Source organism: Sulfitobacter sp. L-8, from assembly GCF_056859255.1.
Map to the genome: position 1 here is coordinate 200,991 of NZ_JBSXOD010000045.1, position 26,339 is coordinate 227,329.

Sequence of the window (26,339 nt, forward strand, 5' to 3'; positions counted from 1 at the left end):
ACGGCTGATGATACGTCATATCATTCAGCCGGGTGTGCGCCAGAGGCGGGTTTGTTTTTTTCGGCAACCATCTCTTCGGCCCAGATGCTGTGGTGCTCGCGGGCCCATTGCAGATCTACATCACCTGAACCCATCGCTTCGAATGCACCTTCCATGCCCAACGTGCCGATATAAATATGCGCGAGAATTACCGCCATCAATACAAAGCTGATGATCGCGTGCCACAGTTGCGCGTATTGCATTTCCTCCTGAGGCGTCAGTGAAGCCTCGATCGGGCCAAATCCCAGAAGTTGTGGCACGCCCATATCGTTGAGCTTGGCAAAGGTGGGACCGAACATGGTTATTTCGAACGGAAACAGCAGCGATAGGCCGGATACCGAAATTGATCCGCCAAGAATAATCACAGCCCAAAAGATCAGTTTTTGGCCGGTGTTGAACTTTTTGGCCGGCGGGTGACCCTTGCCGAAGATGCCGCCGCCCTTGAGGATCCAGTTGATGTCGGTGCGGTCGGGCAGGTTGTGCGCGATCCACATGACGAAAACCATTACCAAACCGAGTATAAACGCCCATGCAACGTTATTGTGAATCCATTTACCTATGGTTGCATAGGCCGAATACGCCTCGAGTCCGAAAACCGGGATAAGCACCTTTCGGCCCGCCAGAGAAATCAACCCTGTCAACGCGAGCAGGATAAACGAACTGGCGATCAACCAGTGACCAAAGCGTTCGATGAACTTGAAGCGTGCAATAGTGATCCCCGAGCGCCCATGTTCAATTTTGATGCGGCCTCGGATCAGGTAGAAAATCGCCAGCAGGACAACGGTGGCCGCAAGGGCGGCGTTTCCGTATGTCAAAAGCGGGCCCCGTCTGAAATCGAGCCACCAAATGCCGCTTTCCTGCATCATTACGGTAGCAGCCGGACCGCGGTTGCTGGCAGACAGCGAGGTTCCTGAATCGGCTCTGATGTCGCGCCACAGATCAGCGTCAGAGGCACCGCCCAATGGCCCGAGCTGGCTGGAAACAGGCGGGGCTTCGTGCTCTGCGGGGCGCGGCACTTGGGCACCAAAGGGAACATCTTCACCGCGTTGACGGGCAAGGATATCCGCAAGGGTCTGTTTGCCGGGTTGAACGCCCACCCCATTGACGGTGGTATCCTGCGCGGCCGACAGACCAGCAAACGAGACGAGGAAGACGAGGGGCAACAGTATGCGCAACAATGTCATCGGGACCTCCGATATAATAAAGATAAATTGGCCCGCCAGCATGTGCCAGCGGGCCAAGGAACGCATTATTGTGCGAAAGGGGCGTTAGCCGCCTTTGCGCTCGTATGCTGTACCCCAGCCCCATGCACCTGAGCCAAAGCCACGTGCAACCACGCGCTCGCGGTAGATGCTTGATACGACATCTCCGTCACCAGCAAGCAGGGCCTTGGTTGAACACATCTCGGCGCAGATTGGCAGCTTGCCTTCGGCGATCCGGTTGCGCCCGTACTTCTGAAACTCGGCTTCGGAGTTGTTTTCCTCGGGGCCACCGGCACAGAAGGTACATTTGTCCATCTTGCCGCGTGATCCAAAGTTACCAGCCTGAGGGTACTGAGGTGCGCCGAATGGGCAGGCGTAGAAGCAGTAACCACATCCGATGCACAAGTCTTTGGAGTGCAAAACGATGCCATCATCAGTTTGATAGAAGCAGTCTACCGGACAAACGGCCATGCACGGCGCGTCGGAACAGTGCATGCATGCAACTGATATGGACCGTTCGCCGGGCTTGCCGTCCTGAATGGTGACGACCTTGCGGCGGTTGATGCCCCACGGTACTTCGTGTTCGTTCTTACAGGCCGTGACGCACGCATTGCATTCGATGCAGCGTTCGGCGTCGCAGAGAAACTTTGCTCTTGCCATCTTGTCGGTCTCCTTACGCTGTCCAGATTTTGCAGAGGGTCGCTTTGGTCTCTTGCATCTGAGTTACTGAATCATATCCGTATGTCTGTGCAGTGTTGGTGGATTCACCAAGCACATAAGGGTCGGCTCCGTCAGGGTATCTTTCCCTCAGGTCGACGCCTTCCATGTGACCACCGAAGTGGAACGGCATAAACGCGACGCCGCTTTCAACTCGGTCAGTTACCATCGCCATCACTTTCACCTTGCCGCCTTCCGGGCCTTCGACCCAGACTTGCGCGCCATCACGGACGCCAAGATTGTTGGCATCACGGGTGTTGATTTCGATAAACATGTCCTGCTGAAGCTCGGCCAACCAGGGGTTGGACCGTGTTTCGTCACCGCCGCCTTCGTATTCAACCAAACGACCCGACGTGAGGATTATCGGGTAATCCTTGGAAAAATCATTTTCCTGAATGGACTTGTACATTGTCGGTACGCGCCAGAACTTCTTGTCGTCATAGGTTGGATAGTCTGCGACCAGATCGCGCCGATTGGTATAAAGCGGTTCGCGGTGCAGCGGAACCGGATCGGGGAAGGTCCAGACAACGGCACGGGCCTTGGCGTTGCCAAAGGGTGCGCAGCCATGCTTGATCGCGACACGCTGAATGCCGCCGGAAAGGTCGGTCTTCCAGTTCACGCCGCCGGTCTTTGCCGAATAGTCAGACGGTGTTTCGCCGGTTTGAGATGTTTCTCCGACCTCTTCCGCAGGCTTTTCATCAGCCTGGGGGCGACCCTCGGGGAAACCAGCGACGTAGTTGATGACGTTCATTTCGTCCTCGGTCAGATCACTGTCCCATCCGAGTTCTCTGAGCATGGCCATTGTGAATTCGGGATAGCCGTCCTTGATCTCTGACCCTTGGCTGTAAACGCCTTCGGCCAGAAGGTTTTCACCATCACGTTCGACGCCAAAGCGCGCCCGGAAGGTCAGGCCACCTTTGGCGACAGGCATAGACATGTCGTAAAGGTTCGCGGTGCCAGGGTGATTCATCTCGGGTGTGCCCCAAGCTGGCCACGGCAAGCCATAGAAATCACCGTCGGCTGGTCCGCCCATGGCACGCAAGGTTGTGCGGTCAAAGGTGTGCTGGTTCGCCATGTGCATTTTCATGCGTTCTGGGCTTTGACCTGTATACCCGATGGTCCACATGCCGCGGTTGAATTCGCGGGTGATGTCTTCCACGACGGGTTCGTCCCCTTCGATCGCAATGTTCTTGAACATACGATCGCTGAATCCGAACTTGTCCGCGAACAACTTGATGATGGTGTGATCGGGCTTGCATTCAAACAGCGGCTCGACAACCTGGTCGCGCCATTGCAGCGAACGGTTCGACGCAGTTACAGAACCGCGTGTCTCGAACTGCGTTGCAGCCGGAAGCAGGTACAGGCCGTCTTGGCGGTCTTGCATGACAGCGGAAACGGTCGGGTAGGGGTCAACCACGACCATCAGGTCGAGCTTCTCCATCGCGGTGACCATTTCTTTTTGACGGGTCTGCGAGTTGGGCGCATGGCCCCACAGAACCATCGCCCGGGTGTTGTCCGGCTGGTCGAGGTTTTCCTTGTCTTCAAGCACACCGTCAATCCAGCGGCTGACAGGAATGCCGGTCAGGTTCATCATCTTGGTATCGCCGAAAGACGCGTCCGAAAAACGCCCCTTGAGCCATTCCAGGTCTTCTTCCCAGACACGCGCCCAATGCGCCCAAGCGCCTGCGCTCAGACCATAGTAACCCGGCAGCGTGTCCGCCAGAACGCCAAGATCGGTTGCACCCTGAACGTTGTCGTGACCGCGGAAAATATTGGTGCCGCCGCCTGCGGTACCCATGTTTCCCAAGGCCAACTGCAAGATGCAATAGGCGCGGGTGTTGTTATTGCCGTTGCTGTGCTGCGTACCGCCCATGCACCAGATCACGGTGCCGGGACGGTTGTTTGCCAACGTGCGTGCAACGCGCTCAAGCTGCGAAGCGGGTGCGCCAGTGACGCGTTCGACTTCTTCGGGTGTCCATTTCGCGACTTCGTCACGGATCTGGTCCATGCCCCAAACGCGGGTGCGGATGAACTCCTTGTCTTCCCACCCGTTTTCGAAGATGTGCCAAAGGATACCCCAGACCAGCGCCACATCCGAACCGGGACGGAAGCGGACATATTCGTCCGCATGTGCGGCTGTGCGGGTAAAGCGAGGATCACACACGATCAACGGCGCGTTGTTCTCTTCTTTCGCTTTCAGCAAGTGCAACAGGGATACCGGGTGCGCTTCGGCAGGGTTGCCACCGATTACAAAGATCGCCTGGCTGTTGTGGATATCGTTATAGCTGTTGGTCATGGCACCGTAGCCCCACGTGTTCGCAACACCTGCAACAGTGGTCGAGTGGCAAATACGCGCTTGGTGGTCTACGTTGTTGGTCCCCCAATATGCGGCGAATTTGCGGAATAGATACGCCTGTTCGTTACTATGCTTGGCGGAACCGAGCCAGTAGACAGAATCCGGGCCGCTTTCTTCGCGGATCACGTTCATCTTGTCGCCGATTTCGTTGATCGCCTGTTCCCAGCTGATGCGAATCCACTGACCACCCTCTTTTTTCATGGGGTATTTCAAACGGCGTTCGCCGTGGGCATGTTCGCGCACCGAAGCACCTTTGGCGCAGTGCGACCCAAGGTTGAACGGGCTGTCCCAACCGGGTTCCTGTCCTGTCCAGACGCCATTGGAAACCTCTGCGATGACCGTACAGCCAACCGAACAATGGGTGCACACCGATTTGATCGTTTCGACCGCGCCATCCACTGCTGCCGCTGCCGAGGCTTGGGTGACGGAGCCTGCGGTTGCGGCTATTGCTGCCAACCCGCCGATCGCAAGACCGGAACCCCGCAGGAATGAACGACGGTCAACCGATCTTTCGGCGATATCGGACACAATCCCAGTTCTTTGGGGCCGCCGTGCAACCCCATTCGTCTTTTTCCGAAGCATAATACTCTCCCTTGAAGCCCGCGTGTCATGAACGGTTGGTTCAGGTCGGGGCTATTTTTTCCACTGCGCTTGTTGACCCGCAGAGTTGTTCGCCTAATTAAAAACGCGCACTTTCAAAATACGCACGTGTGTGAGCAGTGTCCTGCATGGTCTCCGACTGCAAATCGACGGTCTGCGCCTCTGCCGAAGTACCCACGGTCGCAACGGCCACTGCCGCTGCGGGGGCTGCTGTGCCTGCCAGTTTTAGAAAATTTCGGCGATTGGTGCCGGTGGTTTCCTGGGTCATGGGTTTAATCCCTTTCCTTGGTTATGCGGGTGTGACCCACGTTGAATGGCGCGGGTTCAGCCCGCCGTCATACGAAAAGCTTCGCGTTCGATGTCCATAAAGGCACTGCCAACCGCACCGACACCGGCGTAGAGGACAGAATTCTTGGCGCTTTGCAGATCAGTGAAAAAGTGACCGGCCCAAGGCGCGATGTGCTTGTTGAAAAAACCGCGCTGCGTAGCGTCAGAGGCAGCATCGCCAAAGCGACCTACGATCATACCGCCCATCATCTCCATGAGCGACGCGATATTATCTTCGGGCTCGAACACGTTCGGCGCGCGGGATATGCGTTGCGCCGACATGTCTGTACGCAGTGAGGCCAACGGTTTTTCGTTCAGAAACCCGGTCAGGTAATAACTGGCGTAAGGCAGCAGTTCACCCCGGCCCAAGCCTATGAACAACGCGTCGAATTCGGTCTGGACCTGCTTGGGCGACACGGCTTTTGCGACACGTGCCAGACCATTTATCGCTTCGCCCAATGCGCTTGTGTCACCAGTCAATGACGCGGTCTGGTTCAACATCGCCGCATCGGCGGGCCGCGCCAACATGACGCCTAGATAGTTATACAGATCGGCACGCAGACGATCTTCGGGCGCGACCTTGGCGGCTTCGGCAGTAACATTCATGAGCTCTGATCCTCGAAATGGAAAGCCATTCGGCGCGGTGGCAATTGCACATCATCCAATGCGGCATCAAGTGCTTCTGTCTCGATTTCATCATCAGGTTCGCAAGCGAGTTCGCTTTCCTCAACCGACGATGCAACCGAGCACGGGGCAGGCTGTGCCAAGGTCGCCATTTCTTCGGGCATGTCTATCGGCGCATCCGGCGTCGATGCATTCGCCGATTTCACCGCCACATCCTTGATATGTTCGCGCAGGCCTTTTCCGACCTGATAGCTGGTGGTGAAATCGGTGACCGCGGACACCTGGGTGTAATCGTCAGCGTAATCGACCAAGTCGTCAAGGCAGGCCAGTACCGGGTCTGAGACCCAAAGCTTGCGGAGCGCGCGACGCCGTAAATGATCCGGGATCGCTTTCGCCATGAAGGCGGTGAAGTCGTCACCGGCTTTCATCGTGTCTGGATCGGGCAGGTCGAACTCGGCCAACAGTTCCTCGTCGGATTTTTCGGCATTCAAAACCTGCTGCTCAGCCAACGCCTGTTCTTCAGCGGCCTGCTGGGCCGATGCTTCCTCGGCCTTAACGCCGGCACGACGGCGTTCCCAGAATGATGCTCGGCGGGTCATCGCGCAGAACCCGTTCTTATCTTGCGTGGTGCCCGATATACGTCGGTTGTCTGCGAAATGCGCGCGTCACCAATTCCGTCTTGTTCATGTTCGCGGTATTTGTCGCGACGGCGTTTGATAAAGGCTTCTTCTTCGTGATGTTCGTCCAGGTAAGCCGAGATCCAGGCAAGGACCTGAGGCGGAATCATGACCTTTTCGACGATATCCTCACCGTTGTCGCTGTAATCCTGCGCCTCATAAGGCGACGCGGTGACCGTGACGATATCGAGCGGTCTTTCGGTTTCCTGAGTTTCGCGGCAAATCACATAGAGACAGGGAACATTAGCGGCAAGACTATGCGCGTATGCTTCGGTATCCGAGCGATAGAGCGTCAAGGGCACCGTCGCGGCATGAAATTCCGAAACGTCGCCTTCGGTGCGCAACAGTTTCCAGTCAGCCGGCGCTGCACCGGGCAAAACGCAGACCGCACGCCACACAAATTTCGCCCACTTGGTTACCCCGGGCGATTTGCGAAGCACCACACCGACCGGCATGGATTGTGCTGTTTTGAGAATTGCGTTCAACTGGAACCCTGAAAAATGATGTATGCCTGCGTGGCGGTATACTGACGTATTCCGCACCGTTATCAAAGTAAAATCTGCTTAGTGAGTGTTCTTATTATCACATGTTGCACCGCAGCAGTGACGTAAGGCCGCATTCGTCAATGTTTATCAGGGGTAATCGCATTCCTGACTGTTTTTATTGGATAAATTTCGCTGCAACTGCGAATATTGATTCTCCGGAAACGATGCTTAATTTGGGGTTTGCGGCGGGCGCAGAACATCACTAGCTTGGCCGGCGAATGATGACAGCACAGCCGACAAATCTCCAAGTTGTCACGAGGGAGCCATGAAGAAATCACTCTTGCTTTGCGATTGCCTGGGCAGTCAGAAAATCGACGTGGACGCGTTATCCAAGACAACCGGTCTTGCGTGCTCGAAGGTACATAGCTGTCTTTGTACAGATCAGATCGGCATCGCGGCGGAAGCCATCAAGGCGGGTAACGTCACGGTCGCTTGTCAGCAGGAACGCCGCCGGTTCGAAGATCTTTCGGTGGAAATCGAGGCCGAGCTGCCCGAGTTTGTCGACATTCGTGACCGTGCAGGCTGGCATTCAGGCCAAGGGGACGCTGCGCCGAAAATGGCTGCGTTGGTCGCGGAGGCACATCTACCGGCCCCGGCTCCACGTGTGCTCGATGTGGCGTCTGAGGGTACATGCCTGTTGCTTGCTCCATCGGAGCTCGCCACCGAAGTGGCCGCGCAATTGGCAGATACACTCGCGATAACCGTTCTGCTGGACCAAGGAGCAGAGGGCACTGCCGATCCCCGGTATGACGTGGTACGCGGCAGGCTTCGCAAAGCTTCGGGGTCGTTGGGCAACTTTTCAGTAACGTTCGATCAGCTCGAGATGCTAATCCCTGGCGGACGTGGTGCGCCGGAGTTTACGCCACCACGTAACGGCGCAGTGTCGCAATGTGACATCATCCTGGACCTAAGCGGAAACATGTCCCTGTTTCCCGCACCTCACAAACGCGACGGGTATCTGCGCGCCGATCCCGGCAGCGCCAACGCTGTGGCCGATGTCGTACGCCAAGCCATGCAGATGATCGGCACATTCGAGAAACCGCTATATGTGCGTCTGACTGAAAATCTATGTGCGCATTCGCGGGCCGAACAACCTGCTTGTTCAAACTGTCTGGATCTGTGCCCGACAGGGGCCATCACGTCTGCGGGCAACCATGTGGCGATCGACCCGCTTATCTGTGCGGGCTGCGGGAGCTGTTCGGCGGTGTGCCCTTCCGGGGCCATTACCTATGATGCCCCGCCGGTTGATACGCTGTTCCGGCGGCTTTCTACATTGGCTTCTACATATCGCAAGGCGGGTGGCAAAACACCCCGTTTGCTGGTCCATGACGAAGAACACGGGCTGGAGATGGTGCAGCTTTTCGCTCGGTACGGCGCAGGATTGCCCGTAGACGTCATCCCGTTTGCGGTGAACGCTTTGGCCGGTTTCGGACATGCGGAAATGCTGGCGGCACTGGGCTGTGGTTTTGGCCATGTCGATATTTTATTGTCCCCCAGGACCGAACGCGATGTGATCGAGGTTCAGGCCGATATCGTGCGCGCCATCAGCGGCAGCAATACGATCCGACTGCTTCAAGAGACAGACCCTGACGCATTGGAAACAGCGCTGGATACAGATGCCTTGCAACCGGAACACGAGACATTGTTGCCTATGGGATCGCGTCGGCAGGTTGCGCGGCTGGCCGGAAGAACGCTGCAGCCGGACGTCAGGATGATCGACCTTCCTGCCGGGGCACCCTATGGAGCCGTGCTGGTGGATACCGACGCGTGCACCTTGTGCCTTTCGTGCGTTTCGCTGTGCCCGTCAGGCGCGCTTGGCGATAACCCCGATCTTCCCCAGTTGCGCTTTCAGGAAGATGCCTGTTTGCAATGCGGCTTGTGTGCCAACATTTGCCCGGAAAACGCTATCACACTGAAACCACAGCTTAATCTATCAGACGAAGCCTTTACCCAAGTCGTGGTGCACGAAGAGGAACCCTTTGCATGTATCGAATGCGGGTCCTTGTTCGGGGTAAAATCAACCGTGGAAAAGATCACCGAAAAACTGGCAGGCAAACACGCCATGTTTGCGTCGTCCGAAGCGGCGAAGATGATTCAGATGTGCGATAACTGTCGGGTCAATGCCCAGTATCACGCGCAAAATAATCCGTTGGCCGGCAAGGAACGGCCAAGAGTACGCACGTCTGACGACTATTTCAGCAAGCGAAGAGACCACTAGGCACTTCCGCAAAGCCAGTATCAAAAATCAGGAGAAAATCATGAGTGAAGAGTTCAACATGTCGATGCGCAAATTCTTGAAGCAGGTTGGTGTGACCTCGCAACAAGCGATCGAAGACGCGATGCGCAAGCAGGGAAACACCGAAGGAAAAACCTTCGAGGCCAAGGTTGTCTTGACCGTTGACGGGCTTGACATGGAGCACGTCGTCACCGGGAAAATCCAAGGGCAGTCAGAAGCGTGAGCATTACCCGAGATGCCGTTCTGGCCCGCTTGAAGACCCTCAAAGACCCTATCTCGGGTAAGGATATCGTAGAATTGGGGCTGGTGAAGGCACTGACTGTCGACGAAGGGACGGTGCGTTTTGTGCTTGAGGTGAACCCTTCGCATGCTGAGGCTTATGCCAAGTTGCGCGACGAAGCCGATGCCGCCGTCAAGGCGTTGGAGGGGGTTTCAGCCGTTTCAGCAGTGCTGACGGCGCATTCCAAGCAGGCTCCACCCCCGGACCTGAAGATGGGCCGCAAGTCCGAACCTGCCGGCCCGGAAAAGATCCCCGGTGTTGATCGGATAATCGCGATTGCTTCAGGCAAGGGCGGTGTCGGGAAATCCACCGTTGCCGCAAACCTTGCCTGTGCGTTGGCCGCCGAAGGCCGCCGCGTCGGAATGCTGGATGCCGATGTTTACGGGCCTTCGCAACCTCGTATGCTTGGTGTGTCCGGGCGGCCGGCGTCGCCGGATGGCAAAACCATCCTTCCCATGCGCAACTTTGGCGTGACCATGATGTCGATCGGCTTGATGACCAACGACGATCAGGCGGTTGTCTGGCGCGGGCCGATGTTGATGGGGGCGTTGCAGCAGATGATGATGCAGGTGCAATGGGGCGCCTTGGATGTGTTGATCGTCGATCTGCCTCCGGGAACCGGTGACGTGCAAATGACGCTTGCCCAGAAGGCGAAAGTGGATGGCGCGATCATTGTCAGCACTCCGCAGGATATCGCGTTGCTGGATGCCCGAAAGGGGATCGACATGTTTAACCAGCTCAAGACCCCGATTATCGGCATGATCGAAAACATGAGCACGCATATCTGTTCGAACTGCGGTCACGAAGAACATCTCTTTGGTCATGGCGGTGTTGCCTCCGAGGCTGAGAAGCTGGGCGTACCTTTGTTGGCGGAAATCCCCCTGCATTTGGACATCAGGGTGGCTGCTGACGGCGGGGCACCGATTGTGGTGTCAAAACCTGAAAGTGCTCAGGCAGAAGCATTCCGTGCGGTCGCCAGAGCCTTGATCGAAGGTGGAAATGCATGACCGACGCCCCGGTACTACCGCCGCTGCTGACGGGGGTGCAATCTGACAGCCCGTTTGCTCAGGCCTGTGCCGAGGCGCGTCAGGGCTGCGACGCGGGCCTGCTTCTCTACGATCTGGGACCAAGCACCTTAGAGGCGGCCATTGTATTCGCACCCGAAGTGCCGTTGTCCAAGGCGATTGCGATGCTGCCGCTTTGTGCGGTTGGCTTTCAAAGCGCCCTTGGTGCCTTGGCCCCGCCCGAGGTCGGACTGCATCTGGCGTGGAATGGCGATTTGCGACTGAATGGTGCGGTGTGTGGCCATATGCGTGTGGCTGCATCAAACCCTGATCCAGAACAGATCCCTGACTGGCTGGTCGTGGGGTTTTCCATAAACATCCTGCCGCAAAGCGATACCCCCGGCGACACGCCTGACGATACCACTCTCTACGGCGAAGGCTGTTCCGATGTTAATCCAGTTATGCTTCTGGAGGCGTGGGCGCGGCACACATTGGTGATGCTGCATCGCTGGTCTGACGAAGGACCGGCACCCATACACAAATACTGGTCCGGTCTCGCGTGGAGCATGGGTAAGAACATTACTCAGGGTGACGCGAACGGTGTCTTTCTTGGGATTGACGAAAATTTTGGTCTGTTGCTGAAAGCCGAAGATACCACGCACCTTATTCCCTTGACCGACCTGCTGGAGCCTGCCCCATGAGCGACCTATACCTCGCCCGCGCAATTCATTTTGACGAAAGCGATCGCAATGTATTCCACGTTCCGGCCCGCACCGGTGAATGGTGCGTGTCTGGGGGATTTGAATTTTCGAACTGGACCGACGGCGATTTGACCGGAAAAGCCCGGCAAGCCTTTGCCAATGGCTGGATGGGCGTAGAAACCTTCGGGCGCGTTACCTTCGTTGCGGTGACCAAGGTCGAACCATTCGAGGTCGAAGCGATTACCCGGCAATTGGTCAAGCATTTCATCGAGATATACGGTGCTCCGTCGCCTGAAGCCGCCCGGCCCGTGGCCGAGGAAGAGGTGAGCCAAATGATGGAGATTTGCGCCGATCACGCGCCCAATACGTTGCTTACTGTGGGACGGGAGCTTACCGAAAGCGGGGTTCGCGAAGGGTACCGTTTCATAGAGCCGCAAGACGCCGGGATAGACCAGTTTGCCGTGCATGGATCACTGGACGATGACGGCCACGGGGGCCATGGGCATTCGCATTGATATCGCACGCTCGATACCGGGCGCACTATATCGCGCGCGACCTACGCCAGTCGGGACTGGCGTAACGACCCGCCACGTTTGATGAACAAACGAGCAAGAGTAAACACCATCGAAAAAGCGATCAACCCAAGGTATCGTTCGTAGATGCCGTCTATATCGGTTGGAAGAAAATAGAATATCGGGGCGGAAATGGCCCACACGATTGCGATGATTATCAAGGCTTTCGCATAGCCAGAAGCCACACGGTTTGCGCCTTTTGCCATCGTCCACGGCACGAAAACCATCAACAGGCCGAGCGCGTAGACAAGATATGAATGGATTACGAAGCCGTCGCTGTCCTGGTCGCCATATTCATTCCGAGCACCGATCAGAAATACCAGCAAGCTGATGATGGCAAGTCCGATGATACCGTTGCTCCACCGCCATCCACCCATATGGAAATGCGCTGCCGCGATGGCTGTCGCCAATAGCGATGCCGAAAAGGCATAAATCCCTATGTCGACGATGTATTCATACCGGCCCGCCCCCAGATCGCTGATTGTATCCGATATCCAGTCATGCTGCGGAACGACAAAATCGGCGATGAATATCGATGTAGCAAAGATCACACACCCGGCAATCGCGTACCAGCCAAGTATGATCAACAGCATAGGTTGCTCTTGTATCATCAAGGTAGGGGCGTGCTGTCTCATCTGATGTCATCCTGAAAGAACGCGATGCGTGCGTCGTGAGGCAAACGCCCGAACGGTACATTCCGTTCATTTCACCAGATTCTGCTGGTCGCCAAATTAAAAAAGCCCCGGTGTTTCCACCGGGGCTTTGTCGTTTTCAAAAGCGGTCAAGGATTACTCCGTTGCGCTTTCTTCTTCTTTTTTGACTTCTTCACCAGTTTCCTGATCAACAACTTTCATCGACAGGCGCACCTTGCCGCGATCGTCAAAGCCCAAGAGCTTTACTTTCACTTCCTGACCTTCCTTAAGCACATCCGAAGGGTGGTTCAGGCGACGGTTTTCGATCTGGGATACGTGGACCAGACCGTCGCGCTTGCCAAAGAAGTTCACGAACGCACCGAAATCAACGATCTTGACGACGGTACCGGTGTAAACCGCACCTTCTTCAGGCTCGGCCACGATGGACCAGATCATGTCATAGGCTTTCTTGATCGAGTCGCCGTTTGGCGATGCGATCTTGATGATGCCTTCATCGTTGATGTCGACTTTCGCGCCGGACACTTCAACGATCTCGCGGATCACCTTACCGCCGGACCCGATAACTTCGCGGATCTTGTCGGTCGGGATCTGCATCGTTTCGATCCGTGGTGCGTGGACCGAGAATTCCCCCGCGCCGGACAATGCTTTGTTCATCTCGCCAAGGATATGAACGCGGCCTGCCTTGGCTTGTGCCAGAGCTTTCTCCATGATCTCGGGCGTGATGCCTGCGATCTTGATGTCCATTTGCAGCGACGTGATACCTGCTTCGGTCCCAGCCACCTTAAAGTCCATGTCGCCCAGGTGGTCTTCGTCACCCAGAATGTCGGACAGGATCGCATAGGAGCCGTCTTCTTCTAGGATCAGACCCATGGCAACACCCGCGACGGGCGCTTTCAACGGCACGCCTGCATCCATCATGGACAACGAGCCGCCGCAAACCGACGCCATCGAGCTGGAGCCGTTCGATTCGGTGATCTCGGACACAACGCGGATGGTGTAGGGGAAGTCAGTGGAGGCAGGCAGAACCGCCTGCAACGCACGCCAAGCCAACTTGCCGTGACCGATTTCGCGACGGCCGGGGCCACCGACACGGCCAACTTCACCAACCGAATAGGGCGGGAAGTTATAGTGCAGCATGAAGTTGGATTTGAAGTTGCCGTGCAGCGCGTCGATGAACTGTTCGTCATCGCCGGTGCCCAGCGTTGTCACAACCAGACCCTGTGTTTCGCCGCGTGTGAACAATGCGGAACCGTGGGTGCGTGGCAGGATGCCGGTTTCAGCAACGATATCGCGGATTTCGTCGGTTTTACGGCCGTCGATACGCTTGCCGGTTTTAACCACGTCACCGCGCAGGATGGACGCTTCGAGCCCTTTCAGAGCGGACCCGAGATTTGCGTCCTCAAGCTGCTCATCGGTCAGTGCGGCCTTGATGGTTTCGCGGGCGGCTGCAACAGCGGCGGTGCGCTCTTGCTTGTCAGCAATGGCAAAAGCCGCGCGCATTTCCTTTTCGCCAGCGGCTTTGACAGCAGCGGACAGGTCCGAATAGTCAACCGGCTGGAAGTCGAACGGCTCTTTCGCGGCGTCTTCGGCCAGATCTATGATCAGGTCGATGACAGGCTGGATCTGCTCGTGCGCGAACTTCACCGCACCCAGCATTTCTTCTTCCGACAGCTCATAGGCTTCGGATTCAACCATCATCACGGCTTCTTTTGTGCCGGCAACCACCAGATCAAGACGCTGTTCCGGGTTCAGGCGCAGGTCCTGCATGTCGTCAACAGTCGGGTTCAGAACGTAATCGCCCCCCTCAAAGCCAACGCGGCACGCGGCAATCGGGCCACGGAACGGTGCGCCGGAAATGGTCAGCGCCGCCGAGGCCGCGATCATGGCAACCATGTCGGGATCGTTGACCAGATCGTGGCTCAGAACGGTACACATCACCAGAACTTCGTTTTTGAAGCCGGGAACGAACAGCGGGCGGATCGGACGGTCGATCAGACGGGCTGTCAGGGTTTCCTTCTCGGTGGGGCGGGCCTCACGCTTGAAGAAGCCACCCGGTACTTTACCGGCGGCATAGTATTTCTCTTGGTAGTGAACGGTCAGCGGGAAAAAGTCCTGTCCGGGCTTTTGCTGACGTGCGAAAGTGACGTTGGCCATGACGCTGGTTTCGCCGAGTGTCGCGATAACCGAACCGTCAGCCTGACGGGCCACCTTGCCTGTTTCCAGTGTCAGCGTCTCTTCGCCCCACTGCATGGATTTTGTCGTTACATTAAACATCTACGTTTCCTGTTTCGGCCCGCGTTGGGCCATTTGCGTAGGGGGCATATTCCCCCTGACTCCGGTATCTTCTTTGTCGGGCGCTGGAGTCCGGGCGCCGGCTTTCAGATTGTGCGGCCATACAGCAGTTTGCCTGCGATGGGAAGGGAAGCCTTGCAAGCGGTATGATGTCTGCGCAAAGCCAGTATTCAGGGTTAAATTCGCTGTTACGCAGGGCAGTGGGGTAAAGCCTTGAACATTTTATAATTTTGCAAGGTCACCCCGCCTTTGACCACAGCATTTGGTGTCTCGACGGACCAGCCCATGCGTTCAAAAAACGGTTTTGCTTTCTCGCTCGCTAAGGTGGTCAGCAGGCACACACCAGATGCAATGGCGCGATTTTCGATGACGGTATAGAGCGCGCGCCCCACGCCCTTTTTCATGTAATCGGGGTGGACAAAGGCAAGATCGATCAGCCCTTCGCCGTCTATCGTCATGAAACCTGCCATGCGGTTGTCTATCTCGGCCACGACCCCTGAAATGCTATCAAATCTTTTTTTCCATGCCTCTGGCGCGGGGGCTACCCCGGCCCAGGCCACTCGTTGTGCGGCAGAATACACATCTGCTGTTCCCCGGTGCACTGCCGCAAAGAAAACCAGGGCAGCTTCGTCGGTATCTTCGGGGGTCAGGTCGCGTAGGCAAATGGGCATGGGCGTTTTTTTGTGAACATCAATGGGCGAATTAAAAAAACCGCACCCTGTTTCCAAGGCGCGGTTCTAATCGTTGTGACGGTGCAGCGCTGATTAGCGGCGCAGGCCCAAACGCTTGATCAGGTCTTGATAACGTGCGTCATCTTTTCCTTTAACGTAATCCAGCAGCTTCCGGCGTGTCGCAACCATTTTCAACAGCCCACGACGACCGTGGTTGTCTTTCTTGTGGGTTTTGAAATGCTCGGTCAGCGTCGCGATGCGCGAGGATAGAACGGCAATCTGCACTTCAGGCGAACCGGTATCACCTTCTTTCGTGCCGAATTCTTTCATGACGCGTGCTTTTTCTTCTGGCGTAATCGACATCGGGGTCTCCTTTTCAAAAGGTTAAAGTGATGGCACAGGCCGGGATGTCGTCCAGCACAGGCCCATGGAGTATCGTCCGTTGAGGGGAATCAACCGAGATTTCGCGCGTATAGGCAGTTTTTACGGGGTTGGCAAAGGTTCATTGACCATACTCAGATACGTGAGACGACAAACCGTTGTGGTGCATGTGAAATCACTGGGTGACGAGACCGGCCTTAATCGCGTCTTTTTAACGGTACAACGGATATATCCGAGACGAGCAGTATTCCGTCCGATTTGACTGTGGCGACCATAAACCTGTCCATGAACACCAGGTTCTGCCGAGGATCTGAGGGATCGGGAGCAATCTCAATGACCGGCTGGATGCCATCAGATCGCTCTTCGTCCCAAATCAACACCAGACTGTCTTTGCTATTTTCGAAATCCAGAATGCTGCTGGGAGAAGATTCCGTCCCCAGCCCCCGAAAGATGATGTCATCCGCACCCTCGCCTGCGGTAACTATGTCGCGCGGGCCAGCGATGATGGTGTCATTGCCTCCCCCTCCGTTCAGAAAATCCTGCCCGGTGTCAGCGCCTTCGCCCGCGATACCGTCTACGATATCGTCGTCCCATCCCCCAAAAAGGGTATCCGCGCCGGGGCCCCCGGTTAAAACGTCGTTGCCCAACCCTCCCAAGAGAATGTCATCCCCTGGATCACCAAAAAGCATATCGTTTCCAGCCGACCCGTTCACAGTATCATTGCCCGGGCCGCCAAACAGCGTGTCGTCGTCGTTGTGTCCGAACAGTCTGTCGTTTCCAGCTTGACCCTTCACAACGTCAAAGCCATTCCCCCCGTGCACCAGGTCATCGCCCATGCCCCCCCCGATGGTATCGTTCCCGGCGTCACCCCAGACTGTGTCTTCACCCGCGTTGCCATAGAGGGTGTCCCGGCCATCATAACCTGCAATTTGGTCATCATTCACCGTGCCGATCAATTCGTCGGCTTCGGACGTGCCCGAAATAACATCGCCGCGTGCAGGTGAAAGCGGATCGGGTGGGTCGGGCTCGGTTTCTTCGCCTGACTCGACATCGATAAAGGCGACGGCGCCGACTGTAATAATCCCCATAAGGCCAGCTAAAAACAGCATGTGTACCACCACCAGAAAAATTGTGATAAATGTGCAGTCTTTGACAAACACACGCCCCTGACTCAGCGGCATGCACAGCATTATCGCAGGCGAGTTAATGCCAGCCTAAGGTCGCCAGGCGATGGGCGCTTGAGAGTAGCTGATGTATAGCGGATGTTTCGGGTGACCGGCTTTGGTCAGCCCCAGGTGAAACAGGGGTGCTTTCAGGGATACCATCAAACGGATGACGTCGGTTTCTCGGTTCAGATGGGTGCCGTGAACCCCCCAAGCAGCTATGACACAATCCGCCCACGTGACGCCATCGCTTAGCGCAAGGTCGTTGTCGGGGCCAATCGGCTCGGCTGCTTGGCGCATCAATCGTGGGTGGGTCTCACGCCAAGCAAAGATGTTCGTCACCTGAAACGCGCCATAGCCAAGTATGCGCGCGCGCCTCTCGCACCGTTCTACGGTCGGGTCGTTTTCAATCTCCGTCGCCCGCGACGGATTAAGCATGACAAACAACACCTTGGGTCTTTGCGGATCCCAGGTGCGCGCCAGGCTGTAGCGGTATCTTTCGCAGTCTGAATAGATTGCAGTGGAAGGCGCATCGCCTTTGGTATGGGTGCGAATGATCATCGCTACTGCGAGACGTTGAAAACTCGGGTTGGGTGCAATTCGCCGGCTTTATACCTCCCGACGGCAACGGCTCGCCCCTCGAAAGAAGCCCATGCCCCATCGCCGTATTCAACGCCATCAGCCAAGACCATGCCGGGGTTGCCGTTACGCAGACGTGCAGCGCCCTGGGCCGTCGCTTTGACTTCGGGCAAATCCTGAAGCCCGTGCTCAAGAGGCAGTAAATGAGTGTCCAGAGCATCTGTCCGTGCCATGGCTTCAATCTGCTCCATCGTCAACGCGTCTGCGACCTCGAATGGTCCGGACCAGACGCGCCGCAAATCGCGTACATGCGCCAGACAACCCAAGACCTGCCCAAGGTCTCGGGCAATGGACCTGACATAGCCGCCCTTTCCACATACCATCTCCAGCGTGGCATGATCGGCATCGGGGCGGTCGATCAGCAACAGGCTCTCCACCCATAGGGGCCGGGCCGCAAGCTCCATGGTTTGGCCATCACGGGCCCGCTTATAGGCTCGTTGACCGTCAATTTTCACCGCCGAAAATTGAGGTGGAACCTGTTCGATATCGCCAATGAAACGTGCCAACGCTTCCTTGATCATCTCGTCAGTCGGTCGCAACTCGGTCGTCGCAAGGATCTCGCCAGCCGCATCATCGGTGTTGGTCGCTATGCCAAGGCGCACGGTAAATTCATAGGCTTTCAGAGCGTCGGTGATATAGGGCACCGTTTTGGTTGCCTCGCCCAAGGCGATCGCCAGAACTCCCGTGGCGTCAGGGTCCAGTGTCCCGGCATGACCGGCTTTTGTGGCATTAAGCGCCCAGCGAACCTTGTTGACCACGGTGGTCGAAGTCGGGCCAACGGGTTTATCCACGACCAACCAGCCGGAAATGTCGCGTCCCTTACGTTTACGTGCCATCTTTTCTGCCTTTGTCCATTTCGCCTGCCTCCTATCAATGTCCAGACCCCAATGCCCATACAGGCTTTGTTCCAAATGGAAAAAAATCCTCGCCGAAGGCCAAAAAGTTTTTGTGTGGGGGGCTATTTCTCGGTAACGACGCCGATAATCGGCCCCAACGCCCCAAAACCCAGATCATTGCGGCTCAGCGACGGGGCTCTCATCCTTGAGATGTTGCCATCAAGATAAAGCGCGTTGCGCAGCTTCAGATGATCGCGGAAAAATAACGCGAAATCGTAGAAATTTATCGTATTGTTGGAAATCGCAAAGATGGCCTGGGTCCCGTCCGCACTGGTTCCCACGCCGTTTCGCACATACCGCGAGGTACTGTGCTTCAGAAACCGAGGATGTAGCTTGCCGTCGATGACCAGCATCGGCCCCGATTGCGTCGCGCTTTTACAGTCCGGGTTTTGACTTAAGAAACGTGTTGTCTCGATCACATCGGCACGGTTTCCACGTAAACACAGAATACCATTCGGCAACAGCCCGAAATTGCCCGGACCTTCGCTGCTGATGACGCGTTGTAGCTCGCTGCCGTTCTCGAGGTAATACCCGACCGGCGCGCGGTCATCGTGATACATACCCGCATTCATGGCAAAGCCCAACTTCTTGCCTTTGGTTTCCAGCGCGGCGTTCAACGTGTTGAAATAACCGTACGGGCTGCCGTCGGGCGCGTATAAAAACAGCTCCAGCGTATCTTGGGTCAGATCGACAGTGCAGATGTCGAAACTATTCTCCTTGAATGACATGGTCTCGCAGGTTTCCGCCATCACCGGCACCGGCCCCAGAACCATCAGCAAGATCAGCGCTGCCAGCTTCGTCACGACTCACCCATGTCTCTATCCGGAGCATCGGCATCGCGTCGAACCACATCCTGCGCCAGCATCCGGCGTGTGTCGTCCATACGGTCATAGGTTTCGTCCAACTGGAACCGCAGATCGGGCGAATACTTCAAAGCAAGTTTGCGCGACATCAGCCGGCGCAACTCGCCCTTGTTGCGGGATAACAACTTCAACGCGTCCTGGCGTCCATCCCCCCCCAGCGGCAGCACGTAAGCTGTCGCGATCTTCAGGTCGGGGGAGGTGCGCACTTCACCGACGGTTATGGACATACGGTTCAGTTCAGGATCGTGGACATCCCCGCGTGCCAAAACTTCCGATAACGCGCGACGGATCGTTTCCGCTACCCGAAGCTGCCGTTGTGACGGGCCAGAGCCCTCATGAAACTTGTTCTTTGCCATATCCTTCATTTAAGGGGTTGTTGTGGTTTTGCCAAGCAGATCGCCGTGCGCGAGACCCGGAGGCAACAAGGAGACGATCATGAGCGATAAACTTGGGATAACAATTACGGGCGCTTCGGGTCGAATGGGCCAAATGTTGGTGACGCTGGTTTCCGCCGACGACCGGGTGCGCCTAGTCGGCGCGATTGAACGGGCGGGCCATGAATGGGTCGGCCAGGACATCGGCACTGCGATGGGGGGGGCTGCTTTGGGGGTCATCGTTACCGATGACCCGGACGAGGGACTCGCACCGGCGCAAGCGGTAATTGATTTCACCGCTCCCGAAGCCACGATCGAATTCGCAAATCTGGCCGCCCGCAACAAAATGGTCCATGTGATCGGCACAACCGGCATGTCTGCGGATCAGATCGCCAAGCTGGCTCCGGCTGCCCGTGATGCGGTGATCATACGGGCAGGTAACATGAGCCTCGGTGTGAACCTGCTGACGCAGCTGACCAAACGCGTGGCCGCAGCACTGGACGATGATTTCGACATCGAAATCATCGAGGCGCACCATAATCAGAAAGTAGACGCACCCTCGGGCACGGCTCTCATGCTGGGCGAAGCCGCCGCCGAAGGGCGCGGCGTAGCGCTTGACGACGTGTCTGACAGGGGCCGGGACGGAATAACCGGGGCGCGAAAGCGCGGAGACATCGGATTTACCGCCATTCGAGGAGGCGACATTGTCGGGGAGCACGACGTTCTTTTCGCAGCCACCGGCGAGCGCATCATTCTGCGTCACGTAGCATCGGACCGATCAGTTTTTGCACGCGGAGCCATCAAGGCGGCCATTTGGGGGCAGGGCAGATCGCCGGGCCAATACGACATGCTCGATGTCTTGGGGTTGCAAGACTGACACCCCGTTTGCGGTGATTTCTGAGGCGGGGTTGAAACTAATTCAACGGGTGGGGCGTATATACTTCATAGTCAGCTAGGGAGAATACGATGCGACATCTGTTTTTCACCGCATGCGTGGCCGTTTTCGCCATGAGCTCCGCAGCCCATGCTGAATATCAGAAGGTCCAAAGCCAAGCAGATTTTATCTCGGTCGTAGATGGCAAGAAGCTTACCCGCCCACTGGTCGAACTTGAGGTGTCACCTGCCGGTACCATAAGGGGAACCGGTGCAGCCTGGAAGGTTTCCGGAAACTGGGTCTGGAAGGAAGGCTATTTTTGCCGAAGCCTCGAATGGGGCGATGATGATCTGGGCTACAACTGCCAGGAGGTCGCCGTAAACGGTACCAAAATCCGGTTCACATCGGATAAGGGTACCGGAAAATCGGCCAGTTTTTCTTTGCGTTGACGCTGGAATATCTGAGTTGACTGCTCAACCTCGGCGCCCGATCACGGGCTCTCGGCCAGCCGCGCGCTGAGATTCAGAAATCGACGGCGATTCCCTTTTTCTCCCAATCTCCATACCGCACGGGTTCCGGGCCATCTCGCCCGCCCAATTCGCGTGGCCTTTCGACAGTTCGCGCCTTGGCACGGCGTTCTGCTGCCTCTGCCAGCGCCCGTTGCGCCGCCGGTGCCAGCTCTGGCGTGATCAATGGCAGCGGTCCGGGTGACGGCTGCGGCGGCAGATCGGGTCCGGGTTCCGGGATCGGTGTTGGGTCATGTGGCGGGGTTGGCATCGGGGGCTTACCTGCTTGGTTCATTTTCTCATCCTCTTGAGACCACGGTCCCCTTGATATACGTCGGATACAAGCCCCGACAACCCAGGCACCCTCAGTAAGAAAGCGTTTCATATGTCAGACACCGGCGTTCAAGCCCGAAGAAGTGCTGTATATCTACTGGATATGATCCTGGGCGAAGATCGTTTGATGTCCGAGCTATTGGCCGCCGGAGCACTGGATAAGCTGCCCGCGGATGACCGGGCTCGGGCGCAGCGATTGGCAATGGACACCTTGCGCGGCATGGAGCGTGCAGACCGTATGCTCCAGAAACACCTGTCAAAGTACCCCCCCCTGACCGTGCGCAACGTGTTGAGGGTGGGCACTATAGAGCTGGCTCAGGGCGGCGCTGCACATGGCGTGGTCAACGCGATGGTCGAACTGGTCGCGACGCACAAGAAGCTGGGTCACCTGAAAGGTTTGACCAACGCCGTGCTTCGCAAAATCGCCGCTGATGGCCCCGAGGCATGGGCCGCTCTCCGGTCCCCTCGTCTGCCCAAATGGCTTCGCGGCCCGTTGAGCGAAGCGTGGGGACCAGAGGCGATTTCCGGTATAGAAGCCTCGCATTTTGCGGGGGCCCCCCTAGACCTGACCGCTAAGAAAGACCCCGCGGCATTGGCGGCGGCGGTCGGCGGAGTGGTGCTGCCCACTGGGTCGGTCCGGGTCGCTGATGCAGGGCAGGTTACCATGATGCCCGGCTTTGCCGAAGGCGACTGGTGGGTTCAGGATGCCGCAGCCGCTCTGCCGGTGAAAATTTTGGCACCACAAAAGGGCGAGTCGGTGCTTGACCTATGCGCCGCCCCTGGTGGCAAAACCATGCAACTGGCGGCGGCAGGGGCTCAGGTCACGGCGGTTGATAATTCCGGACAACGCATGCAGCGCCTGAAAGAGAACTTGGCGCGGGTTCATTTGCCCGCCAAAACAATCGTTTCAGACGCCCGTGAAATTGAGGGTGAATTCGATGCGATCCTGCTGGATGCGCCTTGTTCCGCAACGGGCACAATCCGGCGTCACCCTGATCTACCCTATGCAAAGGATGGATCGGAATTCGCCGATCTGATTGATCTTCAGGCGGATTTGATCGACCACGCGTGGCGTTCGCTTCGCCCCGGGGGGCATCTGATTTTCTGTACCTGTTCGCTTTTGCCGGACGAGGGAGAGGTTCAGGTTGATGAAGCGCTCGAGCGGCACCCAGACATGCACGTCGACAAAGACGCGGTGTTGGTTGCCGGCGTCGACCCCAATTGGGCAACGACCGAAGGCGGCCTCCGCTTGCGGCCTGATTACTGGTCCGACCTGGGAGGAATGGATGGCTTTTACATCGCGAGCTTGCGTAAATCCGTTTAGAAGAGTGTCTGCACAAACGTGAAATGCCTGCACGTGGTCTTACCATTGCCAAAATGCGGTGACTCGGGTGCGAACAAGGGCTAACATCCCTCAAACGCCAGCAGAGCGTACAAGGGCAGCCGCATGATAAACAAAAGATTCCATGCGCGAAAGACGCGCTTTTTGAACCATTGGCACGCGCGTGCGGCGACCAGAACGCGTGCGCAGGGCAAGGGATTCGTTTCCTCACCCGAACCGCGCACTATCGGGTCATTCGCCCGTGGACGTCAGTTAATCGCCGGAAACCTTTTGTTTGCCGGAAGTCTGATCGAGGCAGCCCCCGATCAGATCGTGTGGGACGTAGCGGCCCCCGCGCGTGAATTTGCACAGGAGCTGCATGGTTTTGCATGGTTGGACGACCTGGCCGCCGTCGGCGACATTCGCGCCCGTGAAACAGCACAGCGCTGGTTGTGGGGATGGATCAACGCCTTTGGCAAAGGACGGGGCATCGGCTGGACCCCCGACCTGACTGGTCGCCGCCTGATTCGATGGATCAATCACGCATTGTTTCTGCTACGCGGTACCTCGCAGGATAAAAGCGACGTTTTCTATCGTTCGTTGGTAGAGCAAACCGATTTCCTATCGCGGCGCTGGCATGTTGCAGCGCCCGGCTTGCCGCGTTTCGAAGCGCTGACCGGGCTGATATACGCCGGGCTTTCGCTGGAGGGACAAGAGACCCGCGCAGACCCAGCGATCAGGGCACTTGCACGAGAATGCGAATCCCAGATCGACGAACAGGGCGGATTGCCGACACGGAACCCAGAGGAGCTGTTGCAGGTATTCACGCTGTTGACATGGGCCGCCGCCGCGCTGAGCGACGCAGGGCGTGGGGCCCCCAAGGCTCATATGGCCGCGATCGAACGCATCGCACCAACCTTGCGCACCTTGCGTCATACCGACGGCGGTCTGGCACGTTTTCACGGTGGCGGAAGGGGGGCGGAAGGCTGGCTGGATCATGCGCTGGCGACGGCCAAGGTCAAAACCAGACAACCTGACGGGCTGTCGATGGGGTACGCACGTTTGTCCGCAGGGCGAACCAGTTTGATTATCGACGCCAGCCCGCCGCCCGACGGCATTGCGTCAAACAATGCGCACGCATCGACCCTTGCCTTCGAGTTGACCAGCGGCAGGCGACCCTTGGTGGTCAACTGCGGATCCGGTGCCTCGTTCGGGCCTGCATGGCGGCGGGCGGGTCGCGCGACCCCCTCGCATTCCGGGCTTTCGCTGGGCGGGTTCTCTAGCGCAAGGCTGGCACCTGCGGATAAGCACACCGGCGGCGAATCGTTGATTGCGGCCCCCACCTATGTGCCGGTGGAAATTGGTGCGATCAGCGACGGGACCCGATTTCAGGGGGGGCACAACGGGTATGTCGCCGGCTTTGGATTAACCCACGCGCGCTTGATCGAGCTTAGCCATGACGGACGCGGTGTTGCCGGAGAAGACATGTTGCTGGCGATGGACGACGCGGACCGGCGTCGGTTCGACCGCGAGATGGACGCCGCCAAGCTCAAGGGCGTGCCGTTCGAGATTCGGTTTCACCTGCACCCCGACGTCGATGCCACCGTCGATCTGGGCGGGGCCGCTATTTCGATGGCATTGAAAAGCGGCGAAATATGGGTTTTTCGTCATGATGGCATTCACAAGCTGTCCTTGGAACCAAGCGTTTACCTCGAGCGGAATCGTTTAAAACCACGGGCTTCGTTGCAAATCCTGCTGAGCGGCCGCGCCATGGGGCATGCAACGCGGGTCAGGTGGTCCTTGTCGAAAGCGCAGGAAACTGCGATTGGCGTGCGAGATCTATCGCTAGACGATCCATATGATGACCAAGACTGACTAAAGGAACCTTCCAATGCCCGACCTGTATCCCGTTTCCCGTGCGCTTCTTTCGGTGTCTGACAAGACCGGTCTGGTCGAGCTGGGACAAGCGCTCGCCGCTCACGGAGTGGAGTTGCTGAGCACCGGAGGGACAGCAAAGGCGCTGCGCGAGGCCGGGCTTGAGGTCAGGGATGTCGCCGACGTGACCGGCTTTCCCGAAATGATGGACGGTCGGGTCAAGACGCTGCACCCGGTGGTACACGGTGGTCTGTTGGCGCTGCGTGACAATGATGATCATGTCGCAGCGATGGATCAGCACGATATCAGCGCAATCGATCTGGTTGTCGTTAACCTTTACCCGTTCGAGGAAACCGTCGCCAAGGGGGCAGGCTATGCCGAAGTGATCGAGAATATCGATATTGGCGGACCGGCGATGATCCGCTCTGCCGCCAAGAACCACGGCTTTGTCAATGTGATCGTCGATGTGGATGATTATGCCGCTGTAATCACCGAACTCGCTGAAAACAATGGCCAGACTCGATATGCGCTGCGGCAACGGTTGGCGCAGACCGCTTATGCCCGCACTGCGGCATATGACGCGGCCGTCAGTACCTGGATGGCAGAGCAGGTTGGCCAAACCCCTCGCCGCCGGACCTTTGGTGGCACTCTTGCGCAGACCCTTCGCTATGGTGAAAACCCGCACCAACAGGCCGCGTTCTACACCGATGGTTCCGATCGTCCGGGCGTCGCCACGGCGACCCAGCATCAGGGCAAGGAACTGTCTTATAACAACATTAACGATACCGATGCCGCCTTTGAACTGGTCAGCGAGTTTGACCCGGCCCAAGGCCCGGCCTGTGCGATTATCAAGCACGCCAACCCGTGTGGGGTCGCGCGGGGCACATCAATGGTTGAGGCATACACCCGGGCCTTCGATTGCGACCGGACCAGCGCGTTTGGGGGCATCATTGCCTTGAACCAGACCTTGGATGCGGAAACAGCCGACGCGATCAGCGCGATCTTTACCGAAGTTGTCATCGCACCGGGTGCAACCGCCGAGGCAATGGAGATCTTCAGCAAGAAGAAGAACCTGCGTTTGTTGACCACCAATGGGCTGGCCGATCCGTCGGCTGCATCGCTCACGTATCGGCAGGTGTCGGGCGGATACCTTGTTCAGGACAAGGATGTGGGGCGCATCACCGCAGACGACCTGAAGGTTGTCACGAAGCGTCAGCCCACCGATCAGGAACTATCCGATCTGATGTTTGCCTGGACCGTCGCCAAACACGTCAAATCCAACGCCATTATCTACGTCAAGGACGGGGCCACCGTCGGAGTCGGTGCCGGCCAGATGAGCCGGGTAGACAGCACGCGCATAGCTGCGCGCAAAGCAATAGACATGGCCGAAGCAATGGGCTTGCCTGCCCCGTTGACCCAAGGTTCTGTCGTGGCTTCGGACGCGTTCTTTCCCTTTGCGGACGGTTTGATCACCGCAGCAGAAGCTGGGGCTACGGCGTTGATCCAGCCCGGTGGGTCGATGCGTGATGATGAAGTCATAGCGGCGGCTGACGAAGCCGGGCTTGCCATGATGTTCACCAACATGCGCCATTTCCGGCACTAAGGATCGGGACCCTCG

General features: G+C 57.3%; 27 protein-coding genes. 10 read left to right on the forward strand and 17 right to left on the reverse strand.

Features of this window, described 5'->3' with window-relative positions; genetic code table 11:
• Nucleotides 1–20: 20 nt before the first annotated feature.
• The 7 genes from AC13DE_RS09130 to AC13DE_RS09160 form a co-directional block, all read right to left on the reverse strand.
• The gene (locus tag AC13DE_RS09130; RefSeq protein WP_446314248.1) at nt 21–1,223 is read right to left on the reverse strand and encodes a formate dehydrogenase subunit gamma; all 1,203 of its coding nucleotides are present in this window, start codon (nt 1,221–1,223) and stop codon (nt 21–23) included.
• 84 nt (nt 1,224–1,307) lie between these two features.
• Nucleotides 1,308–1,901 carry a formate dehydrogenase FDH3 subunit beta gene (gene fdh3B / locus AC13DE_RS09135; protein WP_446295192.1) on the reverse strand — a complete coding sequence of 198 codons (594 nt, stop codon included), beginning with the start codon at nt 1,899–1,901 and terminating at the stop codon, nt 1,308–1,310.
• A 13-nt stretch (nt 1,902–1,914) separates the two neighbouring features.
• Nucleotides 1,915–4,896, reverse strand: coding sequence for a formate dehydrogenase subunit alpha (locus tag AC13DE_RS09140; RefSeq protein ID WP_446314247.1), 2,982 nt, complete (start codon nt 4,894–4,896; stop codon nt 1,915–1,917).
• A 97-nt stretch (nt 4,897–4,993) separates the two neighbouring features.
• A complete protein-coding gene (locus tag AC13DE_RS09145) occupies nt 4,994–5,182 on the reverse strand; it encodes a twin-arginine translocation signal domain-containing protein (RefSeq protein ID WP_446295194.1) in 189 nt (62 codons plus the stop codon).
• A 56-nt stretch (nt 5,183–5,238) separates the two neighbouring features.
• Nucleotides 5,239–5,847: a TorD/DmsD family molecular chaperone gene (locus tag AC13DE_RS09150; RefSeq protein WP_446295195.1), complete on the reverse strand. Its 609-nt coding sequence runs from the start codon at nt 5,845–5,847 to the stop codon at nt 5,239–5,241.
• Nucleotides 5,844–6,464 carry a DUF3306 domain-containing protein gene (locus tag AC13DE_RS09155; RefSeq protein ID WP_483047631.1) on the reverse strand — a complete coding sequence of 207 codons (621 nt, stop codon included), beginning with the start codon at nt 6,462–6,464 and terminating at the stop codon, nt 5,844–5,846. Before AC13DE_RS09155 ends, AC13DE_RS09150 begins: the two co-directional genes overlap by 4 nt.
• Nucleotides 6,461–6,997, reverse strand: a complete 537-nt coding sequence (locus AC13DE_RS09160) for a DUF3305 domain-containing protein (protein WP_446295220.1) — start codon at nt 6,995–6,997, stop codon at nt 6,461–6,463. Before AC13DE_RS09160 ends, AC13DE_RS09155 begins: the two co-directional genes overlap by 4 nt.
• Nucleotides 6,998–7,352: 355 nt before the next feature.
• On the opposite strand from AC13DE_RS09160, the gene AC13DE_RS09165 reads away from it, so the two are divergent.
• The 5 genes from AC13DE_RS09165 to AC13DE_RS09185 are packed head-to-tail and all read left to right on the forward strand — an operon-like array spanning nt 7,353 to nt 11,823.
• Nucleotides 7,353–9,305 carry a 4Fe-4S binding protein gene (locus AC13DE_RS09165; protein ID WP_483047632.1) on the forward strand — a complete coding sequence of 651 codons (1,953 nt, stop codon included), beginning with the start codon at nt 7,353–7,355 and terminating at the stop codon, nt 9,303–9,305.
• A 40-nt stretch (nt 9,306–9,345) separates the two neighbouring features.
• A complete protein-coding gene (locus tag AC13DE_RS09170; protein ID WP_446295198.1) occupies nt 9,346–9,546 on the forward strand; it encodes a DUF6494 family protein in 201 nt (66 codons plus the stop codon).
• Nucleotides 9,543–10,610: an iron-sulfur cluster carrier protein ApbC gene (apbC, locus tag AC13DE_RS09175; protein ID WP_446314244.1), complete on the forward strand. Its 1,068-nt coding sequence runs from the start codon at nt 9,543–9,545 to the stop codon at nt 10,608–10,610. The genes AC13DE_RS09170 and apbC overlap by 4 nt, the downstream gene beginning before the upstream one ends.
• On the forward strand, nt 10,607–11,308 hold the full coding sequence (locus AC13DE_RS09180) for a biotin/lipoate--protein ligase family protein (RefSeq protein WP_446295200.1): 702 nt from the start codon (nt 10,607–10,609) through the stop codon (nt 11,306–11,308). The genes apbC and AC13DE_RS09180 overlap by 4 nt, the downstream gene beginning before the upstream one ends.
• Entirely contained in the window at nt 11,305–11,823 is a 519-nt protein-coding gene (locus AC13DE_RS09185) for a DUF6505 family protein (protein WP_446295201.1), read from the forward strand. The genes AC13DE_RS09180 and AC13DE_RS09185 overlap by 4 nt, the downstream gene beginning before the upstream one ends.
• A gap of 41 nt (nt 11,824–11,864) precedes the next feature.
• Here the strand turns inward: AC13DE_RS09185 and AC13DE_RS09190 are convergent, their stop codons facing one another.
• From AC13DE_RS09190 to rbfA, 9 genes are all read right to left on the reverse strand, one after another.
• Nucleotides 11,865–12,515 carry a DUF998 domain-containing protein gene (locus tag AC13DE_RS09190; RefSeq protein ID WP_446314243.1) on the reverse strand — a complete coding sequence of 217 codons (651 nt, stop codon included), beginning with the start codon at nt 12,513–12,515 and terminating at the stop codon, nt 11,865–11,867.
• Nucleotides 12,516–12,668: 153 nt separating this feature from the next.
• Nucleotides 12,669–14,807 (reverse strand): polyribonucleotide nucleotidyltransferase, encoded by a 2,139-nt coding sequence (pnp, locus tag AC13DE_RS09195; protein WP_483047633.1) that lies wholly within the window; start codon nt 14,805–14,807, stop codon nt 12,669–12,671.
• 206 nt (nt 14,808–15,013) lie between these two features.
• Nucleotides 15,014–15,496, reverse strand: coding sequence for a GNAT family N-acetyltransferase (locus AC13DE_RS09200; protein ID WP_483047634.1), 483 nt, complete (start codon nt 15,494–15,496; stop codon nt 15,014–15,016).
• Nucleotides 15,497–15,589: 93 nt separating this feature from the next.
• Nucleotides 15,590–15,859 (reverse strand): 30S ribosomal protein S15, encoded by a 270-nt coding sequence (gene rpsO / locus AC13DE_RS09205; protein ID WP_446295205.1) that lies wholly within the window; start codon nt 15,857–15,859, stop codon nt 15,590–15,592.
• 215 nt (nt 15,860–16,074) lie between these two features.
• Nucleotides 16,075–16,986: a calcium-binding protein gene (locus AC13DE_RS09210; RefSeq protein WP_483047635.1), complete on the reverse strand. Its 912-nt coding sequence runs from the start codon at nt 16,984–16,986 to the stop codon at nt 16,075–16,077.
• Between the two features lie 105 nt (nt 16,987–17,091).
• Nucleotides 17,092–17,601: a DUF1643 domain-containing protein gene (locus AC13DE_RS09215; RefSeq protein WP_483047636.1), complete on the reverse strand. Its 510-nt coding sequence runs from the start codon at nt 17,599–17,601 to the stop codon at nt 17,092–17,094.
• Between the two features lie 2 nt (nt 17,602–17,603).
• Nucleotides 17,604–18,515, reverse strand: coding sequence for a tRNA pseudouridine(55) synthase TruB (truB, locus tag AC13DE_RS09220; RefSeq protein WP_483047637.1), 912 nt, complete (start codon nt 18,513–18,515; stop codon nt 17,604–17,606).
• Nucleotides 18,516–18,637: 122 nt separating this feature from the next.
• The gene (locus AC13DE_RS09225) at nt 18,638–19,348 is read right to left on the reverse strand and encodes a phosphodiester glycosidase family protein (protein ID WP_483047668.1); all 711 of its coding nucleotides are present in this window, start codon (nt 19,346–19,348) and stop codon (nt 18,638–18,640) included.
• Nucleotides 19,349–19,374: 26 nt separating this feature from the next.
• Complete coding sequence (gene rbfA, locus AC13DE_RS09230) at nt 19,375–19,794, reverse strand: 30S ribosome-binding factor RbfA (protein ID WP_446295209.1); 420 nt, start codon at nt 19,792–19,794, stop codon at nt 19,375–19,377.
• Between the two features lie 79 nt (nt 19,795–19,873).
• On the opposite strand from rbfA, the gene dapB reads away from it, so the two are divergent.
• Both dapB and AC13DE_RS09240 read left to right on the forward strand, forming a co-directional pair.
• Nucleotides 19,874–20,689 carry a 4-hydroxy-tetrahydrodipicolinate reductase gene (dapB, locus tag AC13DE_RS09235; protein ID WP_446314237.1) on the forward strand — a complete coding sequence of 272 codons (816 nt, stop codon included), beginning with the start codon at nt 19,874–19,876 and terminating at the stop codon, nt 20,687–20,689.
• Between the two features lie 89 nt (nt 20,690–20,778).
• The gene (locus AC13DE_RS09240; RefSeq protein ID WP_446295211.1) at nt 20,779–21,135 is read left to right on the forward strand and encodes a dihydrodipicolinate reductase; all 357 of its coding nucleotides are present in this window, start codon (nt 20,779–20,781) and stop codon (nt 21,133–21,135) included.
• A 73-nt stretch (nt 21,136–21,208) separates the two neighbouring features.
• Here AC13DE_RS09240 and AC13DE_RS09245 read toward each other — a convergent pair whose 3' ends face one another.
• On the reverse strand, nt 21,209–21,379 hold the full coding sequence (locus tag AC13DE_RS09245; RefSeq protein WP_446295222.1) for a DUF1674 domain-containing protein: 171 nt from the start codon (nt 21,377–21,379) through the stop codon (nt 21,209–21,211).
• A 198-nt stretch (nt 21,380–21,577) separates the two neighbouring features.
• Here AC13DE_RS09245 and AC13DE_RS09250 point away from each other — a divergent pair, with 198 nt between their 5' ends.
• The 3 genes from AC13DE_RS09250 (at nt 21,578) to purH (ending at nt 26,324) form a co-directional block, all read left to right on the forward strand.
• A complete protein-coding gene (locus AC13DE_RS09250; RefSeq protein WP_483047638.1) occupies nt 21,578–22,849 on the forward strand; it encodes an RsmB/NOP family class I SAM-dependent RNA methyltransferase in 1,272 nt (423 codons plus the stop codon).
• Between the two features lie 123 nt (nt 22,850–22,972).
• Complete coding sequence (locus AC13DE_RS09255) at nt 22,973–24,721, forward strand: heparinase II/III family protein (protein WP_446295213.1); 1,749 nt, start codon at nt 22,973–22,975, stop codon at nt 24,719–24,721.
• A 16-nt stretch (nt 24,722–24,737) separates the two neighbouring features.
• Complete coding sequence (purH, locus tag AC13DE_RS09260; protein ID WP_483047639.1) at nt 24,738–26,324, forward strand: bifunctional phosphoribosylaminoimidazolecarboxamide formyltransferase/IMP cyclohydrolase; 1,587 nt, start codon at nt 24,738–24,740, stop codon at nt 26,322–26,324.
• Nucleotides 26,325–26,339: the final 15 nt, after the last annotated feature.

Bases quoted from the DNA above. Each gene is read 5' to 3' on its own strand.
- AC13DE_RS09165 (WP_483047632.1), top strand. From the start codon at position 7,353: ATGAAGAAATCACTCTTGCTTTGCGATTGCCTGGGCAGTCAGAAAATC.
- AC13DE_RS09130 (WP_446314248.1), bottom strand. From the start codon at position 1,223: ATGACATTGTTGCGCATACTGTTGCCCCTCGTCTTCCTCGTCTCGTTT.
- AC13DE_RS09190 (WP_446314243.1), bottom strand. From the start codon at position 12,515: ATGAGACAGCACGCCCCTACCTTGATGATACAAGAGCAACCTATGCTG.
- AC13DE_RS09140 (WP_446314247.1), bottom strand. From the start codon at position 4,896: ATGCTTCGGAAAAAGACGAATGGGGTTGCACGGCGGCCCCAAAGAACT.
- truB (WP_483047637.1), bottom strand. From the start codon at position 18,515: ATGGCACGTAAACGTAAGGGACGCGACATTTCCGGCTGGTTGGTCGTG.
- AC13DE_RS09180 (WP_446295200.1), top strand. From the start codon at position 10,607: ATGACCGACGCCCCGGTACTACCGCCGCTGCTGACGGGGGTGCAATCT.
- AC13DE_RS09240 (WP_446295211.1), top strand. From the start codon at position 20,779: ATGCGACATCTGTTTTTCACCGCATGCGTGGCCGTTTTCGCCATGAGC.
- AC13DE_RS09200 (WP_483047634.1), bottom strand. From the start codon at position 15,496: ATGCCCATTTGCCTACGCGACCTGACCCCCGAAGATACCGACGAAGCT.
- AC13DE_RS09160 (WP_446295220.1), bottom strand. From the start codon at position 6,997: ATGCCGGTCGGTGTGGTGCTTCGCAAATCGCCCGGGGTAACCAAGTGG.
- fdh3B (WP_446295192.1), bottom strand. From the start codon at position 1,901: ATGGCAAGAGCAAAGTTTCTCTGCGACGCCGAACGCTGCATCGAATGC.
- pnp (WP_483047633.1), bottom strand. From the start codon at position 14,807: ATGTTTAATGTAACGACAAAATCCATGCAGTGGGGCGAAGAGACGCTG.
- dapB (WP_446314237.1), top strand. From the start codon at position 19,874: ATGAGCGATAAACTTGGGATAACAATTACGGGCGCTTCGGGTCGAATG.
- AC13DE_RS09225 (WP_483047668.1), bottom strand. From the start codon at position 19,348: ATGGTTCTGGGGCCGGTGCCGGTGATGGCGGAAACCTGCGAGACCATG.
- AC13DE_RS09255 (WP_446295213.1), top strand. From the start codon at position 22,973: ATGATAAACAAAAGATTCCATGCGCGAAAGACGCGCTTTTTGAACCAT.
- AC13DE_RS09145 (WP_446295194.1), bottom strand. From the start codon at position 5,182: ATGACCCAGGAAACCACCGGCACCAATCGCCGAAATTTTCTAAAACTG.
- AC13DE_RS09185 (WP_446295201.1), top strand. From the start codon at position 11,305: ATGAGCGACCTATACCTCGCCCGCGCAATTCATTTTGACGAAAGCGAT.
- AC13DE_RS09215 (WP_483047636.1), bottom strand. From the start codon at position 17,601: ATGATCATTCGCACCCATACCAAAGGCGATGCGCCTTCCACTGCAATC.
- AC13DE_RS09150 (WP_446295195.1), bottom strand. From the start codon at position 5,847: ATGAATGTTACTGCCGAAGCCGCCAAGGTCGCGCCCGAAGATCGTCTG.
- AC13DE_RS09155 (WP_483047631.1), bottom strand. From the start codon at position 6,464: ATGACCCGCCGAGCATCATTCTGGGAACGCCGTCGTGCCGGCGTTAAG.
- AC13DE_RS09250 (WP_483047638.1), top strand. From the start codon at position 21,578: ATGTCAGACACCGGCGTTCAAGCCCGAAGAAGTGCTGTATATCTACTG.
- rbfA (WP_446295209.1), bottom strand. From the start codon at position 19,794: ATGGCAAAGAACAAGTTTCATGAGGGCTCTGGCCCGTCACAACGGCAG.
- purH (WP_483047639.1), top strand. From the start codon at position 24,738: ATGCCCGACCTGTATCCCGTTTCCCGTGCGCTTCTTTCGGTGTCTGAC.
- AC13DE_RS09170 (WP_446295198.1), top strand. From the start codon at position 9,346: ATGAGTGAAGAGTTCAACATGTCGATGCGCAAATTCTTGAAGCAGGTT.
- rpsO (WP_446295205.1), bottom strand. From the start codon at position 15,859: ATGTCGATTACGCCAGAAGAAAAAGCACGCGTCATGAAAGAATTCGGC.
- AC13DE_RS09210 (WP_483047635.1), bottom strand. From the start codon at position 16,986: ATGCTGTTTTTAGCTGGCCTTATGGGGATTATTACAGTCGGCGCCGTC.